Here is a 13780-nt window from a genome sequence, read left to right as displayed (position 1 = left end):
GTGCTCCTCAGGCGCTGCCAGTCGGGCGGGGGAGAGTGGAAGGAAGGGCGGTGGGCTCGTGGAGTGTGAAATAGAAGGTAGCGCCCTGTCCGACCTGGCCCTCGGCCCAGACGCGCCCCCCATGGCGCCGGATGATGCGTTGGACGGTGGCGAGCCCTACGCCATTCCCCTCGAACTCTTGCTGGGTGTGCAGCCGCTGGAAGACGCCAAAGAGCTTCTTCTGGTACGCCATGTCGAAGCCGGCCCCGTTGTCCTTCACGTAGTAGATGCGTCCGGTTCCATTGTCCGGGAGGGTGCCGAACTCGATCTCCGCCACCGACCGCTCGCGGGTGAACTTCCAGGAGTTGCCCATCAGGTTCTCCAGCACCAGGCGCAGGAGCTGGGAGTCCCCGCGGTCCACCAGGGCGTCCTGGAGCTGGAAGCGCGCGGCGCGCTCGGGCTGCCAACGCTGGAGCTGCTCGGAGACGGAGCGCGCGATGCCGGACAGGTTGACGTCTGTCTCCACGAACTCGGTGCGGTTGACGCGCGAGAGCGCGAGGATGCCGTCGATGAGCTCGGCCATGCGCTGCGAGGAGGCGCGGATGCGCTGCAGGTAGTCCAGACCGGTGGCATCCAGCTTGTCGGTGCAGTCCTCGGAGAGGGCGAGGGTGAAGTTGGAGATGCTGCGCAGCGGAGCGCGCAGGTCATGGGCCACCGAGTAGGCGAAGGCCTCCAGCTCGCGGTTGGAGAACTCGAGCTGGGCGGTGCGCTCGGCGATGCGGCGCTCCAGCTCCGCGTTGAGCTGGCGCACCTTCTCCTCGGCCTCGCGGCGCTGGGTGATGTCGGTGATCATCGCCATGGCGCCGATGTACTTGCCGGTCTCGTCGTGGAGGGGCCCGGTGGAGACCAGGGTCCAGATGAACGTCCCGTCCTTGCGCACCAGCCTGAAGTCGTTGAGGACGGCGGAGCGACCCCGGCGCCGATCCTCGACGTACTGATGCATGAGGGGGATGTCCTCCGGGCGGATGATGTCGAAGAGGGTCTTCTCCATCAGCTCCTCCACCGTGTAGCCGAGCATCTGGGCGAAGTAGCGGTTGACGTAGTTGGTGCGGCTGTTCTCGTCGACCGACCAGAGGCCCTCCTGCGCGGACTCCACGAGCTGCTCGAAGCGCTGCTCGGTGCGGCGCTGGCCGGCCTCGGCCTGACGTTGCTCGTGCGTGTCGCGCAGGCTGAGGGTGGCTCCCAGGAAGTTTCCCTGGCTGTCGCGCACCGGCCGGGCGATCGAGTGGACGTGCCGGCCCTCGGGGTGGGTGGCATTGCGCATGAAGAGGTCCTCTTCGGGAGCCTCCTCTCCATGGAGGGCACGGTAGATGGGCAGGCGCTCGGAGGGGCACCGCGTCTGCATGTCCGGGAGGAAGACGCCGTAGCGCTCGCTCCAGGCCTCCGGGGTGGAGTTGGTGAGTCCGATGCCGAGGATCTTCCGAGCCTGGTCGTTGAGGTAGAGCTGGTTGCCCTTGGCGTCGATGATGGCCAGGCCCTCGGCGGCGTTGTCGAGGATGGCGCGCAGCAAGGGATGGTGCTGAGGCTGGAAGAGGGTTTCGGCCAGCTCGTCAGGAGGGATGGTCGAGGTGGGCGTGGCGGTCATGGTGTTGGCCTGCTGCGGCCCCATGATCATAGCGACACCCTAGAGGAAGAGTCATCCGGCACACGGTGGATGAGCCAACCGGTTCGCCGAGTCTCAATTTCGCCATGAAACAACTGGCCAGGAGACCGCGTCTGGCACGATTTGGGGGATTCATCACCCCGCTAGAAGAGTCGTCCGCAGCGGGCCGCACCACGCGTCCGGGAGGCACTGGAAAGGCAGTTGAGGAGTGTGAGCGCACTCCGGGTACGGGGCGCTGGTGGCATTTTTTACCTGGCCCTCGCGCACGGCACGGGCCGGAGCCCCGGTCCTCCGGCTGAATCAGAGGTCTCCGGCGAGCGCGTCGCGCACACCCGGCAACTGGGCGAGCAGCTCCAGCTCGGCCGCCTTGAGGTGGGACACGCGGCGTCCGGAGATCCGCTCGAAGTGCAATTCGAGCCGGTGCTCGCCCTCGGCGTTGACGTGGCGGATGAGGCGGGCGCGCCGCCCCTCCTGCACGCAGGCGAGGATGTCCTGGTGGAGGCTCTTCAGCCGGCGAGACACTTTCAGCGCCATCCGACCCTCGGGGGTGTCGAACGTGTGGAAGTGCCGGTTGCGCGACAGGGGACGCGCTGGGTCATGGAGCCTCTCCACGAGGCGCCGAACGAATGGGTCCATCGACGCCGGAGGATAACATCCGCTACCCTGCATCTCAGCGATGCAATCGAAACTTCCCCGCCTGCTCTACGTCCTGCCGTTGATGTTTCCGCTTGCCTGCAAGGACCCGGATACACTCTCCGTCCAGACCCGGGAGCAAACCTTCCAGGCGAAGATGAACGAGGGCCAGGCCCTGCTGAGCAGCGGCGAGCCCGAACAGGCCGCGAGGGCCTTCGAGGCGGCCTCGGGGCTGATGCCCGACAACCCCGAGCCGTTGCTCCTGATAGCCGAGGCCCGGCGCCGGGAGGGGAACCAGGGGGCGTCCATCCTGGCCCTCAAGAGGGCCATGACCCTCAATCCGGGGCAGGCCCCGGAGATCAAACGGAAGCTCGCCGAGCGCCACGAGGAGGACGGGCGCACGCGCGACGCCATCAACGTGCTCCTGGAGCTGCGCGAGGCCGACGAGCTGAGGGATCTGGACGTCCTCCGGCTGGCCCGCCTGCAGACGCGCGAGGGTCAGCACAAGGCCGCCTTCCAGACACTGGAGCGCATCCAGCGCGACCGCCCGGACGACGTGGACGCCAAGGTGGTGGAGGCGGAGATCCTCCTGGCCAAGGGCGAGGAGGTGCTCGCCGGGAAGCTGATGGACCGGCTCCTGGAGGAGCAGCCGGGGCTCACGGCGGCGCGGCTGCTTCGTGCCAACTTCTTCCTCAGGAATGGCTATGCGGAGTACGCCGAGCAGGACCTGGCGTCGGTCCAGGGCGAGGAGGCCACGAAGCCGGAGTTCGTCACCCTGAAGGTGCGGGTGCTCACGAAGCTCGAGCGTCACGCGGACGCGGAGGCGGTGCTGGCCGCCGCAGTGGCCAAGTATCCGCAGAATGCGGACCTCATCGCCCGGCTCGCCGAGACGAGGTTGACCCAGGGGAACAAGGCCGGGGCCTTGACGGCGGTGGAGCAGGCGCTGAAGGCTCAGCCGGACTCCGCCCGCGCCCTCTACATTCGGGGCCGCGTGCACGAGGCCCAGGGCGACATGAAGCGCGCGAAGGAGGACTACGGCTTTGCCCTCCAGGAGAATGGCCGCCTGGTGCCCGCGCTCTCGCGGATGTGGCGGCTGCAGCGGGAGGCCGGCGAGAAGGAGGTGGCGATGGACCTGCTGGAGCGGCTCCATGGCCAGGGCGAGGCCTCGCTGGAGGAGAAGGTGGCGCTGGCCAGCCTGTACGCGGAGACGCGGCGGCGGCCCGAGCAGGGCCTGAAGCTCATCGCCGAGGCGCTCAAGCAGGACCCGGGTAATTTCGAGTACCAGGACATCCAGAAGGCGCTGAAGAAGGCGCTGCCCAAGAAGAAGCAGTCAGGGCCCATCATCATGCGTGGACGGCGCTGATGAGCGCGGTCATCCACTTCTACAGCGTCACCGACGAGTACGGAGAGTTCTCGAACTTCGCCCCCCATCCCATCAAGCTGGAGGGCAAGGTCTGGCCCACTTCGGAGCACTACTTCCAGGCCCAGAAGTTCGTGGGCACGCCGCATGAGGAGGCCATTCGCAAGGCGAGGACTCCCTTCATCGCGGCGGAGCTGGGGCGAGACCGGAGCAAGAAGCTGCGGCGCGACTGGGAGTCGGTGAAGGTGGCGGTGATGCGCGAGGCGCTGCGCGCGAAGTTCACGCAGCACCCGGAGCTGCGCGAGCTGCTGCTCTCCACGGGCGAGGCGAAGCTGGTGGAGCACACCGAGAACGACGACTACTGGGGAGATGGCGGAGACGGCCGCGGGAAGAACATGCTGGGCCGCCTCCTCATGGAGCTGCGCGAGGCGCTTCGCAAGGAGTAGGGCTGCGCCAGCGGCTACGCGGGTGGGCGCTGTCCCCAGACGCCGAAGATGGTGGGCCCGTAGAACCAGGCGTTCGGATCCCTCAGGCTCGCGGAGTACTGGTCGAACTGCTCGCGCGTGAGCAGCCGCATCTTCTCCGCGTAGGGCCAGTGCTGCTCTCCCGTGAGCCGATGGAACTCGGCGGTGGGCGTCCCCCCGGAGAAGAAGAGCATCTCGCCCTCGGCGTTGACGTTCCGCAGCCCCAGCCGCTGGAAGGTGCGCGGCAGCGTCCGGGCCCAGTCCACGGCCGTGCCGGCGGCGCGCACCATGGCATGCATGATCTCCACCACTTGGAGAAAGGGCCCCGTGTCGTTCTGGAAGAGCGAGAAGGTCTCCAGCTCCTCCAGCAGTAGCCAGCCGCCCGGCTTGAGCGAGGCCACCAGCCGTTCCACCAGCTCCTCCCGTTCGGGCAGCTGCTGGAGCTCCATCCGGGAGTGCACGAGATCGAAGGTCTTCTCGGGAGGCCGCAGCGAGGGGATGGTCTGCTGACGCACCTCGAGGGTCGCTCCGGCCGCGTCAGCCACGTATTGGGTGTCTGGATCCACCGTCAGCACGTGCCCGTGCGGCGCCACCCGGTAGCTCATCCAGCGAGCGATGGAGCCGCTGCCACAGCCCACCTCGAGGCAGCGCCAGCCCTCCTGGATGCCCAGCCCCTCCATGCGCCGGTGCGTGATGTGATCGGCCATGCCCGCGATGGCCAGCAACCGCTGGCGCCCTTGTGCGCTGGAGCCGCCCAGGTCCTGTTTGTAGCCCTGGAGCTTCGCTTCCATCGTCTCGACCTGTGCGGTCATGCGGTCTACCCCCGGAGTAAGGCGGGGCGAGCATAGCGTGTGGCCCGCGGGCTTTGCGCCCTCGTCAGAAGGAGCGGGTCAGAACCACCACGTGCCCGGTGACGGGCTGCCCTGCTTGTTTGCGCAACGTGTCCTCTCGCTCCAACACCGGGTGAAGGGAGGCCGCGCTGGCACAGCTTCGGAGGTAGTCGAGGTGGTGGACGTAGCGTGCCGTCGGCAGGAGCCGGTAGCCCGGCTCGGTCCCCTTCTCCACGGTGAAGGCGAACAGTCCGCCGGGCGCGAGCCGTTGGGCTACGTGTTGGAAGAGTGGCTCCAGCGCGCCGAAGTAGACCAGCACGTCAACAGCGACGATGAGCTCATGGCTCCGCGAGGAGGCGGCGAGCTCCGCGGTGATCTCTCCAGCTCGGAGCTCGTCGTACACGCCCCGGTCGCGCGCCTTGTCCAGCATTCCCGTCGAGAGATCGATTCCCTCCAGCCGCCGGGCGAAGGGCCTCAGGAGGGGACCGGCCAGACCGGTGCCACACCCCAGATCGAGCACGTCGAGCTCCCGCCGTCCGCCGAGTACGGAGCGCACCGCGTCCATGAGCCGCTCGGGCGCGCGGTAGGCGAGGAAGCCGCGCAGGCTGTCGTCGAAGCTCGGGGCGTAGACGTCGAAGAGCGCGGCGACATAGGCGTCGGCCATGCGCTCCGGCGGGTTGCTTCCGGTCTCGGCTGCTTCGAGGTAGGCGATCACCTCGGCCCGTGCCGCCTCGGGGATGCGCAGCTCCTGGCAGCGCCGCTCGTGCAGGTGGCGGCGGAGCGGAACCACCTCGCTGGCTCGCCCGCTCTCCTGGAGGATGGAGATGAGCAGCTTGAGGGAGTCCTTGTCGTCTGGCTGCTGGTCGAGGTGCTCGCGCAGCGCCGCCTCCGCCGCCAGCGGCTCCCTCCGGGACCACAACACGTGGGCCGCGTACGTGGCGGGCACGAGCTCCGCCCCTTCGAATCCACACGCTTCCAGGCGCGCACGCCAATCGATGGGGGTGGGCTTCATGGGATGGGCCAGAGGCTACACCCCCCAATGTCGACATGGCCATTGACGCCGGGCTCGCTCCCTTGGAAGCGTGGCGACATGGACAGCATGGTGCGGGCACACAAGTACGCAGTGGTGACGGGCGCCTCCAGTGGCATTGGCTGGGAGCTGGCGTCGATTCTGGCGCGCGAAGGGTATGGCCTGGTGCTGGTGGCTCGGCGCACCGGGCCCATGCGGGAGCTGGCGGATCAACTCCAGCAGGCCCATGGGGTGCCCTCGGTGGTGGTGGGAGCGGATCTCGCCGCACCCGAGGGCGTACGCACCGTGGTGGACGAGCTGAAGACGCACCAGCTCGACGTCGAGGTGTTGGTGAACAACGCGGGCTTCGGCCTGGCCGGGAGCTTCGAGGCGCTGCCGGCGGAGCAGCAGATGGGGATGGTGGACCTCAACATCCGGGCGCTCACCTCGCTCACCCGCGAGCTGGTTCCGGGGATGGTGGCGCGGCGGCGCGGGTACGTGCTCAACGTGGCCTCACTGGCGGCCTTCACGCCGGGCCCGTTCATGTCCGTGTACTACGCGAGCAAGGCGTACGTGCTGTCCTTCTCCACGGCGCTCCACGCGGAGCTCAAGGGCCAGGGGGTGACGGTGACGGCGCTGTGCCCGGGGTACACCGAGACGGAGTTCGCCGCGCGGGCAGCGGAGCACCAAAAGGCCCGGCTCTTCAGCGGGCCCATGGGGACGGCCAACGCGCGCCAGGTGGCGGAGGCTGGCTACCAGGCGCTGAAGCGCGGCAAGCCGGTGGTGGTGCCTGGGTTCTCCAACCGCTTCTCGGCCTGGTTCATGCCGCTGGCCCCGCTGGCGCTCAGGCTGCGCATCGCCGGGTACATGAACGCGAGCGAGCACTGAGGGTGGGTCCATGGCCAGTGGGGGCCCTCTGCCCCCAGAATGCGCCAGAGAGGAGCTTTCCATGAGTGCGGACAAGCGGTGCCCGTCGTGCCGGGGACGGATGCAGCGGTTCTTCGCTGTCGGGGTCGAGCTGGATCGATGCCGCTCGTGCCGGGGCGTCTGGCTGGATGCGGGCGAGCTGTCCGAGGTGCTGCTGAGGGATGTGTCGCCGCGGCTGGTGGCGGGCCGGAGCGAGCGCCCGTGTGCCTTCTGCTCGCACCCGATGCGCACCGCCGAACTTCCCGGGGGAGTCTCGGTGGAGACCTGCGAGCGCTGCCGGGGCGTCTATATGGACGAGGGCGAGCTGGAGCGCCTCTCCTTCGGGACCGAGGACTCGGCGCCGCTGGCCGCCAATGTCAGCTCCGAGAAGCGGTTCTTCTTCTTCTACTGTGTGAGCTGCGGCGAGCGCTTCCCGCTCGATGAGGCGAGGAATGGGGAGGACGGGCTGCACTGCACGGGTTGTGCACCCTCCGCGCAGCCGCCCCCCGCAGAGGAAGAACAGCCAGTGAAGCAGGTGGGTGGATGGTTGAGCCGGTGGTTTGGTCGAGGGTAGAGGGAGGGGATGAACAAGCGTTACCGCTGCCTCGTATGCCAGCACATCTATGACCCGGCCGAGGGGGATCCAGCCTCCGGCATCGCGCCGGGCACACCCTTCGAGCAGATCCCCGACACCTGGTATTGCCCCGACTGCGGCGCCAGCAAGGCCGACTTCGAGCCAATCGACGAGTAGGACGTGGGAGGGGGCCGGCTCTCAGCTCTTGCGGCGCAGCAGGTAGACGACGCGCTGGGAGCCGGGCTCGACGGGCAGCAGCTCGCCGCTGTGGAAGGGCGCGCCGACCAGCTCCATCATCGCGTCCATGTTGCCGTGCATGAAGTGCGGGTCGATGCCGGACATGGTGCCGAGGGCGGCGTGGAACTCGGGCATGACCTCGAAGGTGACCTCGAGCGTGCCGTCGTCCAGGAAGCGGGTGCGGGCCGCCATGTAGTTGGTCCCCGACTGCAGCCCGCGCGAGATGCGGCCCAGCGAGCGCTCCCAGCCGAGCATCCGGAGCATCGCGAACACGGCCCGGCCCATGGTGGTCTGGCCGTAGCCGTCCACCAGCAGGCGGCCGATCCGGTAGCGGGCCTGCTCATTGGGGATGTCCGGGAAGAGGACCTCCGAGCACACCCCGACGGCCGCGAACCAGGTAGGCACGGAGTAGGCGACCAGGAAGGGATGATCCAGGTCGATGCCGATCTTCTTGAGCCGGGCCCGGGTATGGGAGTCGAGCCGCCCCTTGATGGCGTGCTTGAAGACGGCCTCCACGACCTGGCTGAAGATGACGGGTTCCTTCCGGGTCGCGGCAGCGGACATCATCGAGCATCCCTGGGACGAATGAGTACCCAGCGCAGGGTCGGGTCATCATCCGTGACCAGACCAAGGGCAGGCTACTCCCTTGGTGGTGGCATCTACCACCATCTCCGGAGATTTGGTTCCCGGAGTTGTGTCCCAAGGTAGGACTCTCCCCTCCTTGGAGGATGCTACTGGATCAGGTCCGCCTGCCGGGTGGCGGTGTTCCGGACCAGGCCGAAGTGGCTCTCGGAGAGGGTGTAGCTGGCGTTTTCGGTGGTGAGCTGGCTGGAGTGAACGCCGTTCACGGTGCACACGCCGGTGGCGCAGACGAGCTCATCCGAGTTGCTCTTGAGGGTGTAGATGCGGGTGGCCATGCGCTTGCCGTAGATGCCGGTGAGGAAGGGGCTGTTGACGGACAGGCCCCAGTCGCCGCAGGTGGAGGTGACCACGTTGAAGGGGTAGGTGCCTCAGGTCCACAGGCCGCGGTAGCCGGCGGCCGAAGGCCTCCACCTTGCTCTGCGCGCCGAGGTCGAGGATGGCCTTGATGGCGAGCGTGACGCCCATGGAGTGGCCGATGACGTCGATCTTCCCGGTACACGAGCGGGTGAGGGCCTGGTTGATGGCGTCGCGGACCGGCGTCTCCTCCGAGCCGGAGTGGTCATTACAGGCCGCGCACGTCTTGGAGCCCCAGCTGGGGCGGAAGATGTCCGCGGAGGCGTACCCGCGGGAGATCAGCGTGTTGTAGGTGTTGTTGTAGTCCGAGGGAGAGGCGGTGTTGCCGTGCACGAGCACCACCGCGTCCCGGCACTGCGCGCTGGCAGATGCCGCGGCGAACCCAACGACGAGTACGGACAGAAAACGCACTGCGCTCGACAGCCGCTTCTTCTCCATGGTGCTCCTCCGGTCGGGCCGTCCTCCTGGGGCGGTGGCACCGGGGAGCGTTTATGAATCATGATTCAGGTGTCAGCAGCCAATTCCCGGATTCATGGAAAATGGTGGTTCGGGACGGGGTCCTGGCGAGCCAGGGACTGGGGGTTACTGGGGGACGGTGACGTTGTGCGCGAGCACCATCCGCCACTGTCCATCGCGCTTGATGGCGACATCGGTGAAGGCGCCCACGTCGGTCACCGTGGTGCCGTCCTCCTCAGGACCAGAGTGCGCTGCCGGCCGATGAGGAGCCCGACGTCGCCGTACGTGCGGACATCCAGGTCATCGGACTCGATTGAGTGGACGGTGTCGGGCTAAACAGGATGGCAGTGATGAACCTGGAGGGCATTCTGGCTCGTGTCGAGCTGGTTACCCGAGAGGCGTCGCCTGCGTTGACTTGGCTCAGCCGGGTCGACATGGTGGCGCCATGTCACCGGAGCGCCCGCTGCCCTTATCCCTGGAAGACCCTGCGCCTCTCTTGCAATGGCTGAGTGGAACAGGACCGGAGCCCGAGCAGATTGAGTTGCTGTTCCTTGCTCGCGCGTGGGTACGTTCAGCCATTGTTGTTGCGAGCCCCATTGAGAAAGCCCGCGCAATTCTTCAAAGAGCTCGCGAACTGCATGCGCAGGTGGAGCGTGGTGAAAACCCGGAGGTGATTGCACGTCTCTTCCCGGCCGGCAGCAAAAAGGATCTGAACCGTTTCCTCGATGAGTGGGTCAACAGTTTCGAGGCCATTGAACCGTTCGCGAATGAGATCTCGAAGGCCCTCGTTCCCGAGGAGCAATTGGAGGACACACGGCTCACGCTTCGGTACGTGATCGTGGAACTTCTTCGAAATGTGATCCAGCACAGCCATGCTTCGAGCGGGGGGGTTGTGCTCGTTGACCTCTGGAATGAGGAGAGTGGTCGGCCGATGCTGCAACTCGCCGTAGCTGATGCAGGTATCGGCATTCCGGCTAGTTTGCGTACCTTGCATCCCAATCTGTCGGACCCCGAAGCAGCGCTCGAGAAATCGCTCTGGCCTCACATCTCGGGGACGTTTGAGGAAGGGCTTACGGGCACTCAGCAGAATGCCGGCATGGGCCTCTTCTTCATCGCGGAGATGGCCAAGCTGACGGGCGGGTCTCTCCTCATCGCTACCCGAGGGGCCTCGCTCCTGTTGTCCGGATGGGTCGATGATGAGGGCAACCATAGCTTGCGCTTCATCGAGCCGCGTGGAGTCGGCTTTCCCGGAACGCTCGTTGTATTCGAACTGCCTGTGGGGGGCGTGGTCGACTACCCCGCGCTCATCGAGACCATCAAGGAGCGGGCGAAGCAGCGCACTCCCCAGCGTGCCATTCACCGTTGGATCCGCTTCGACTCCGCACCGCCCGAGGCCACTGTTTTCGAGATTCAGAAGCAGGCGGAGAACACTCCCGCCGCGATCCATCTCGCGCAGAACGAGATCACACCGCGCATCCTTCGTCGCGAGCCCATCGTGCTCGACTTCAGCGGCCTGCGGATCCTCACGCAGAGCTATCTGCACTCCCTGCTCTTCGAGCCCCTGCGGCTCGCATGGGCGCTGCGCACGCCCATTCATGTGAGGAACGTTGAACCAGCCGTGCGCAGCAATCTGGAACTGCTGGAGAACTACGCGCTCGCCGGGTAGGTCTCGCGCCTTACTTGGAGGAGGGCAGGCCCTCGGCGGTGTTCACGACCTTCTCCAGGGCCTTGATGCCCTTGCGCTGGCCCACGGCCACCACGGTGAGGTTCTCCCGAGCGAAGTAGCGCCGGGCCATGTCGCGCACATGGGCAGCGCTGGCGGCGTCCACCAGGTCCGCTCGTCGGCCGAAGGACTCGGGCCGGCGGAACAGCTCCGTCCCTCCGAACCACCCGGCCAGCTCGCCCGGCGAGTCCTGTGAGAACTCCAGCAGCATCCGGTGTCGCCGCTTGGCGCGCGCCAGCTCCTCCTCGCTCACGGGCGTGGTGCTCAGCTCACCCAGCACCCGGAAGACCTCTGCCACCACCAGTGATGCTCGGTCCGGGGCACACGCGGCCTCGATCTCGAAGATGCCCGCGTCGTGGAAGGCCTCCAGCGAGGCGTGCACCGAGTACGCGAGCCCGCGCTTCTCCACGATCTCGAAGGGCAGCCGCGAGGACAGCCCGTCATCCAGGAAGCGCCGCAGCAGTTGCAGGGCGGGCCAGTCGTCGTGGTGCTCGGGCACGGTGCGGAAGCTGATGCGGAACTCCGTCTGGGCCTCGTCGTGGGTGACGACGTGCAGGTGCGGCCCGGCGGGCGGGGGCGGCGGCGGGAGGTCGATGCTCTCGGGGCCCTGGGGCAGCCGGGCGAAGTGGCGCTCCACCAGCGCGAGCACCTCGTCGTGCTTCACCCGGCCCGCGGCCGTCACCACCATGTTGCCGGTGACGTAGTGGCGCGCGAAGTGCTCGCGGATCTGCTCGTGCGTGAGGCGCGAGACGGACTCGCGCGTGCCCGCGATCTTGAAGGCCAGCGGATGCTCGGGGAAGAGCACCCGCTTGGACAGGTTGTCGATGTCGATGTCCCGGCCCTTCTCGTCCACCTCGTCGAGCATCTCCTCGAGGATGATGTTCCGCTCCACCTCCATGTCGGTGAGCTTGGGGCGGGTGAGCATGTCCCCGAGGATTTCGAGGCCCACGCCCAGGTGCGCCGGGTGCAGCGGGGTGTAGTAGTAGCCGTGGTCGCGCGTGGTGACGCCGTTGAGGTTGCCGCCCACCTCCTCCACGGCGGAGTTCATCTTCACGGTGTCCGGCCAGCCCTCGCTGCCGCGGAAGAAGAGGTGCTCCAGGAAGTGGCTGACGCCGTTGTTGGCGGCCGTCTCATGGCGGCTGCCGGTGCGCACGTACACCGCGAGCAGGGCGGTGTGCAGGTGCGGGGTCTCGACGGTGACGACGCGCAGCCCGTTGGGCAGGACGTCGCGGTGGTAGGTGAAGCTCATGCGCGGGGAAGCCTGACGGAGAAGGTGGTGCCCTGGCCGGGCTCGCTCTGGCACCCGAGCGAGCCGCCGTGGGTCTTGAGGATCTGCTGGCAGACGGCGAGGCCCAGCCCCGTTCCGTCTTCCTTGGTGGTGAAGAAAGGTTCGAAGATGCGCGAGCGCACGGCCTCGGTCATTCCGCGCCCCGTGTCCTGGAGAGCGACCTCCACCTCGCGCTCGTGCACGCGCGTGGCGATGGTGAGCCGGCCTCCATCGGGCATGGCCTCGCGGGCGTTGCGCAGCAGGTTGAGGAACACCTGTCGGAGCTGGCCCTCGTCGGCCAGGGCCTGCGGCGGTTGCTCGGTCATTTCGCGCACCACCTCCACGTGGGCGCGCTCCAGCTCCTCGCGTGAGAAGTCGAGCACGCTGGCCAGCACCTCGGTGACGTCGGTGGGCTCGAGGCTGGGCCGGGGCGGGCGAGCCATGCGCAGGTACTGCTCCGTCACCTCGGTGAGCCGGTCCACCTCGCGGGTGACGGCGGCGAGCAGCTCACGCGCCTCGCGGGCGTCCGCCGGGGACTCGAAGCTGGCCTGCTCGAAGGCGTCCTGCATCAGCTCCACGTTGAGGCCGATGGAGGACAGGGGGTTGCGCACCTCATGGGCCACCTGGGCGGAGATGCGGCCCACGGCCGCGAGCTGCTCGGCGCGCATGAGGGCCTCGGCCTGGGCCTTGAGCTGCGCTTCGCGTGCCTGGAGCGAGCGAGCCATGGCGTCGAACTCGCGGGCGAGCACCGCCACCTCGTCGTCACCGCGCACGCCCAGCTGCGCGCTGTAGTCGCCGCGGCCGATGCGCGACACGCCCTCGATGAGGGTACGCACCGGGCGCAGCGTGCGGGCAGACCAGGCGGTGGCTCCCAGGCCTACGCCGATGGCCAGCACGGACAGGGTGATGATGGCCAGGCCGGTGCGCCGCTCGCGGTCCTCGGCCCCGTCCACTCGCTCGCGGATGCGGTTGCTCAGCGCGGCGCGCAGGAAGCGGATGTCTCGGCCGATGGAGGACTCCTGCTGGCGCAGCTCGGAGGTGGCGCGCGACACCGCTTCCGCGGCCGGCTTCTCGTGGGAGAGCACCGTGAAGACGGCCTCCGCCGCCCGCCCATACGTCTGGTAGCGGGTGGAGAGCTCGTCGAAGCGCGACTCCAGGTCCTGGACGAAGTGCATCTCGCCCGTGGGGGCCAGGGCGCGCACCTCCCGGGCCCTCACCTTCGCCGCTTGTAGCCGCTCGGCCATCAGGGACGGGAAGTACAGCCGGGCCAGCCGGATGAGGGCCCGCCGTGTCTCCACGCTGCCCTCCTCGAGCAGCCGCTCGGTGTCCTTCTCCTGGTTGGTGTGGAAGGACTCGAGCGACGCCGCGTCCTGCGACAGCTGCAGGTAGCCCTGGCTCACCAGGCGGATCTCCAACCGGTTGCGGTGCAGCTCGGCCACGCTGAAGAGCGACACCGCGCCGAAGGTGACGAGCACCACCGCGTAGCCGAGGAAGATGCGGGTGGCGAGCGAGAGCTTCATTCAGGGCCAGGGGCCGCGTTGACCACGGCCGGAGCCCATCGCTACGCTCGGGAAGGCCCGAGCGCAAGCCATCTTTGGACCGTGCCGGGGCCGGAGACCGTAAAAGGGGAACACCATGAGGCGGAGTATCAACGGGTGGACCTCGTCCGCCGGTCGGGGCAGG

The 13780-nt window shown here is 67.7% G+C and carries 15 protein-coding genes; 6 read left to right on the top strand and 9 right to left on the bottom strand.

The features are described from left to right. Positions 1-7 precede the first annotated feature (7 nt). Together OV287_RS37155 and OV287_RS37150 are read right to left on the bottom strand one after the other, a co-directional pair. The gene (locus OV287_RS37155; protein WP_267538771.1) at positions 8-1624 is read right to left on the bottom strand and encodes a sensor histidine kinase; all 1617 of its coding nucleotides are present in this window, start codon (positions 1622-1624) and stop codon (positions 8-10) included. A 318-nt stretch (positions 1625-1942) separates the two neighbouring features. After that, a complete protein-coding gene (locus tag OV287_RS37150) occupies positions 1943-2278 on the bottom strand; it encodes a hypothetical protein (protein WP_267538770.1) in 336 nt (111 codons plus the stop codon). A gap of 40 nt (positions 2279-2318) precedes the next feature. Here OV287_RS37150 and OV287_RS37145 point away from each other — a divergent pair, with 40 nt between their 5' ends. Continuing rightward, on the top strand, positions 2319-3638 hold the full coding sequence (locus OV287_RS37145; protein WP_267538769.1) for a tetratricopeptide repeat protein: 1320 nt from the start codon (positions 2319-2321) through the stop codon (positions 3636-3638). After that, positions 3638-4081, top strand: coding sequence for a riboflavin biosynthesis intermediates N-glycosidase (gene ybiA, locus OV287_RS37140; protein ID WP_267538768.1), 444 nt, complete (start codon positions 3638-3640; stop codon positions 4079-4081). Before OV287_RS37145 ends, ybiA begins: the two co-directional genes overlap by 1 nt. A 14-nt stretch (positions 4082-4095) precedes the next feature. Here ybiA and OV287_RS37135 read toward each other — a convergent pair whose 3' ends face one another. After that, positions 4096-4911, bottom strand: coding sequence for a class I SAM-dependent methyltransferase (locus OV287_RS37135; protein WP_267538767.1), 816 nt, complete (start codon positions 4909-4911; stop codon positions 4096-4098). Positions 4912-4975: 64 nt separating this feature from the next. Further along, positions 4976-5941, bottom strand: coding sequence for a class I SAM-dependent DNA methyltransferase (locus OV287_RS37130; protein WP_267538766.1), 966 nt, complete (start codon positions 5939-5941; stop codon positions 4976-4978). A gap of 78 nt (positions 5942-6019) precedes the next feature. Here OV287_RS37130 and OV287_RS37125 point away from each other — a divergent pair, with 78 nt between their 5' ends. The 3 genes from OV287_RS37125 (at position 6020) to rd (ending at position 7595) form a co-directional block, all read left to right on the top strand. Then, positions 6020-6826 (top strand): SDR family NAD(P)-dependent oxidoreductase, encoded by an 807-nt coding sequence (locus OV287_RS37125; RefSeq protein ID WP_267538765.1) that lies wholly within the window; start codon positions 6020-6022, stop codon positions 6824-6826. 61 nt (positions 6827-6887) lie between these two features. Further along, the gene (locus tag OV287_RS37120) at positions 6888-7418 is read left to right on the top strand and encodes a TFIIB-type zinc ribbon-containing protein (RefSeq protein WP_267538764.1); all 531 of its coding nucleotides are present in this window, start codon (positions 6888-6890) and stop codon (positions 7416-7418) included. Positions 7419-7427: 9 nt separating this feature from the next. After that, entirely contained in the window at positions 7428-7595 is a 168-nt protein-coding gene (gene rd, locus OV287_RS37115) for a rubredoxin (RefSeq protein ID WP_267538763.1), read from the top strand. Between the two features lie 21 nt (positions 7596-7616). Here the strand turns inward: rd and OV287_RS37110 are convergent, their stop codons facing one another. The 3 genes from OV287_RS37110 to OV287_RS37100 all read right to left on the bottom strand — a co-directional run bounded on the left by OV287_RS37110 (position 7617) and on the right by OV287_RS37100 (position 9089). Continuing rightward, positions 7617-8222, bottom strand: a complete 606-nt coding sequence (locus OV287_RS37110) for a DUF2378 family protein (protein ID WP_267538762.1) — start codon at positions 8220-8222, stop codon at positions 7617-7619. 164 nt (positions 8223-8386) lie between these two features. Continuing rightward, positions 8387-8572, bottom strand: a complete 186-nt coding sequence (locus tag OV287_RS37105; protein ID WP_267538761.1) for a hypothetical protein — start codon at positions 8570-8572, stop codon at positions 8387-8389. Further along, the gene (locus OV287_RS37100) at positions 8532-9089 is read right to left on the bottom strand and encodes an esterase/lipase family protein (protein ID WP_267538760.1); all 558 of its coding nucleotides are present in this window, start codon (positions 9087-9089) and stop codon (positions 8532-8534) included. The genes OV287_RS37105 and OV287_RS37100 overlap by 41 nt, the downstream gene beginning before the upstream one ends. A 463-nt stretch (positions 9090-9552) precedes the next feature. Between OV287_RS37100 and OV287_RS37095 the strand changes: the two genes are divergently transcribed. Beyond that, positions 9553-10773, top strand: coding sequence for an ATP-binding protein (locus OV287_RS37095; protein WP_267538759.1), 1221 nt, complete (start codon positions 9553-9555; stop codon positions 10771-10773). 10 nt (positions 10774-10783) lie between these two features. Here OV287_RS37095 and OV287_RS37090 read toward each other — a convergent pair whose 3' ends face one another. Together OV287_RS37090 and OV287_RS37085 are read right to left on the bottom strand one after the other, a co-directional pair. Further along, positions 10784-12079, bottom strand: coding sequence for a M16 family metallopeptidase (locus OV287_RS37090; protein ID WP_267538758.1), 1296 nt, complete (start codon positions 12077-12079; stop codon positions 10784-10786). Further along, positions 12076-13617 (bottom strand): sensor histidine kinase, encoded by a 1542-nt coding sequence (locus OV287_RS37085; protein ID WP_267538757.1) that lies wholly within the window; start codon positions 13615-13617, stop codon positions 12076-12078. Before OV287_RS37085 ends, OV287_RS37090 begins: the two co-directional genes overlap by 4 nt. Between the last annotated feature and the right edge of the window lie 163 nt (positions 13618-13780).

Source organism: Archangium lansingense (assembly GCF_026626635.1).
GTDB lineage: Bacteria > Myxococcota > Myxococcia > Myxococcales > Myxococcaceae > Archangium > Archangium lansingense.
Note: the sequence above shows the minus strand (reverse complement) of the source record. Positions and strands in the feature narration are given on the sequence as shown.

Coding starts and splice junctions, on each gene's coding strand:
- OV287_RS37155 (WP_267538771.1), bottom strand. CDS start 1,624: ATGACCGCCACGCCCACCTCGACCATCCCTCCTGACGAGCTGGCCGAA.
- OV287_RS37150 (WP_267538770.1), bottom strand. CDS start 2,278: ATGGACCCATTCGTTCGGCGCCTCGTGGAGAGGCTCCATGACCCAGCG.
- OV287_RS37145 (WP_267538769.1), top strand. CDS start 2,319: ATGCAATCGAAACTTCCCCGCCTGCTCTACGTCCTGCCGTTGATGTTT.
- ybiA (WP_267538768.1), top strand. CDS start 3,638: ATGAGCGCGGTCATCCACTTCTACAGCGTCACCGACGAGTACGGAGAG.
- OV287_RS37135 (WP_267538767.1), bottom strand. CDS start 4,911: ATGACCGCACAGGTCGAGACGATGGAAGCGAAGCTCCAGGGCTACAAA.
- OV287_RS37130 (WP_267538766.1), bottom strand. CDS start 5,941: ATGAAGCCCACCCCCATCGATTGGCGTGCGCGCCTGGAAGCGTGTGGA.
- OV287_RS37125 (WP_267538765.1), top strand. CDS start 6,020: ATGGACAGCATGGTGCGGGCACACAAGTACGCAGTGGTGACGGGCGCC.
- OV287_RS37120 (WP_267538764.1), top strand. CDS start 6,888: ATGAGTGCGGACAAGCGGTGCCCGTCGTGCCGGGGACGGATGCAGCGG.
- rd (WP_267538763.1), top strand. CDS start 7,428: ATGAACAAGCGTTACCGCTGCCTCGTATGCCAGCACATCTATGACCCG.
- OV287_RS37110 (WP_267538762.1), bottom strand. CDS start 8,222: ATGATGTCCGCTGCCGCGACCCGGAAGGAACCCGTCATCTTCAGCCAG.
- OV287_RS37105 (WP_267538761.1), bottom strand. CDS start 8,572: ATGGCCACCCGCATCTACACCCTCAAGAGCAACTCGGATGAGCTCGTC.
- OV287_RS37100 (WP_267538760.1), bottom strand. CDS start 9,089: ATGGAGAAGAAGCGGCTGTCGAGCGCAGTGCGTTTTCTGTCCGTACTC.
- OV287_RS37095 (WP_267538759.1), top strand. CDS start 9,553: ATGTCACCGGAGCGCCCGCTGCCCTTATCCCTGGAAGACCCTGCGCCT.
- OV287_RS37090 (WP_267538758.1), bottom strand. CDS start 12,079: ATGAGCTTCACCTACCACCGCGACGTCCTGCCCAACGGGCTGCGCGTC.
- OV287_RS37085 (WP_267538757.1), bottom strand. CDS start 13,617: ATGAAGCTCTCGCTCGCCACCCGCATCTTCCTCGGCTACGCGGTGGTG.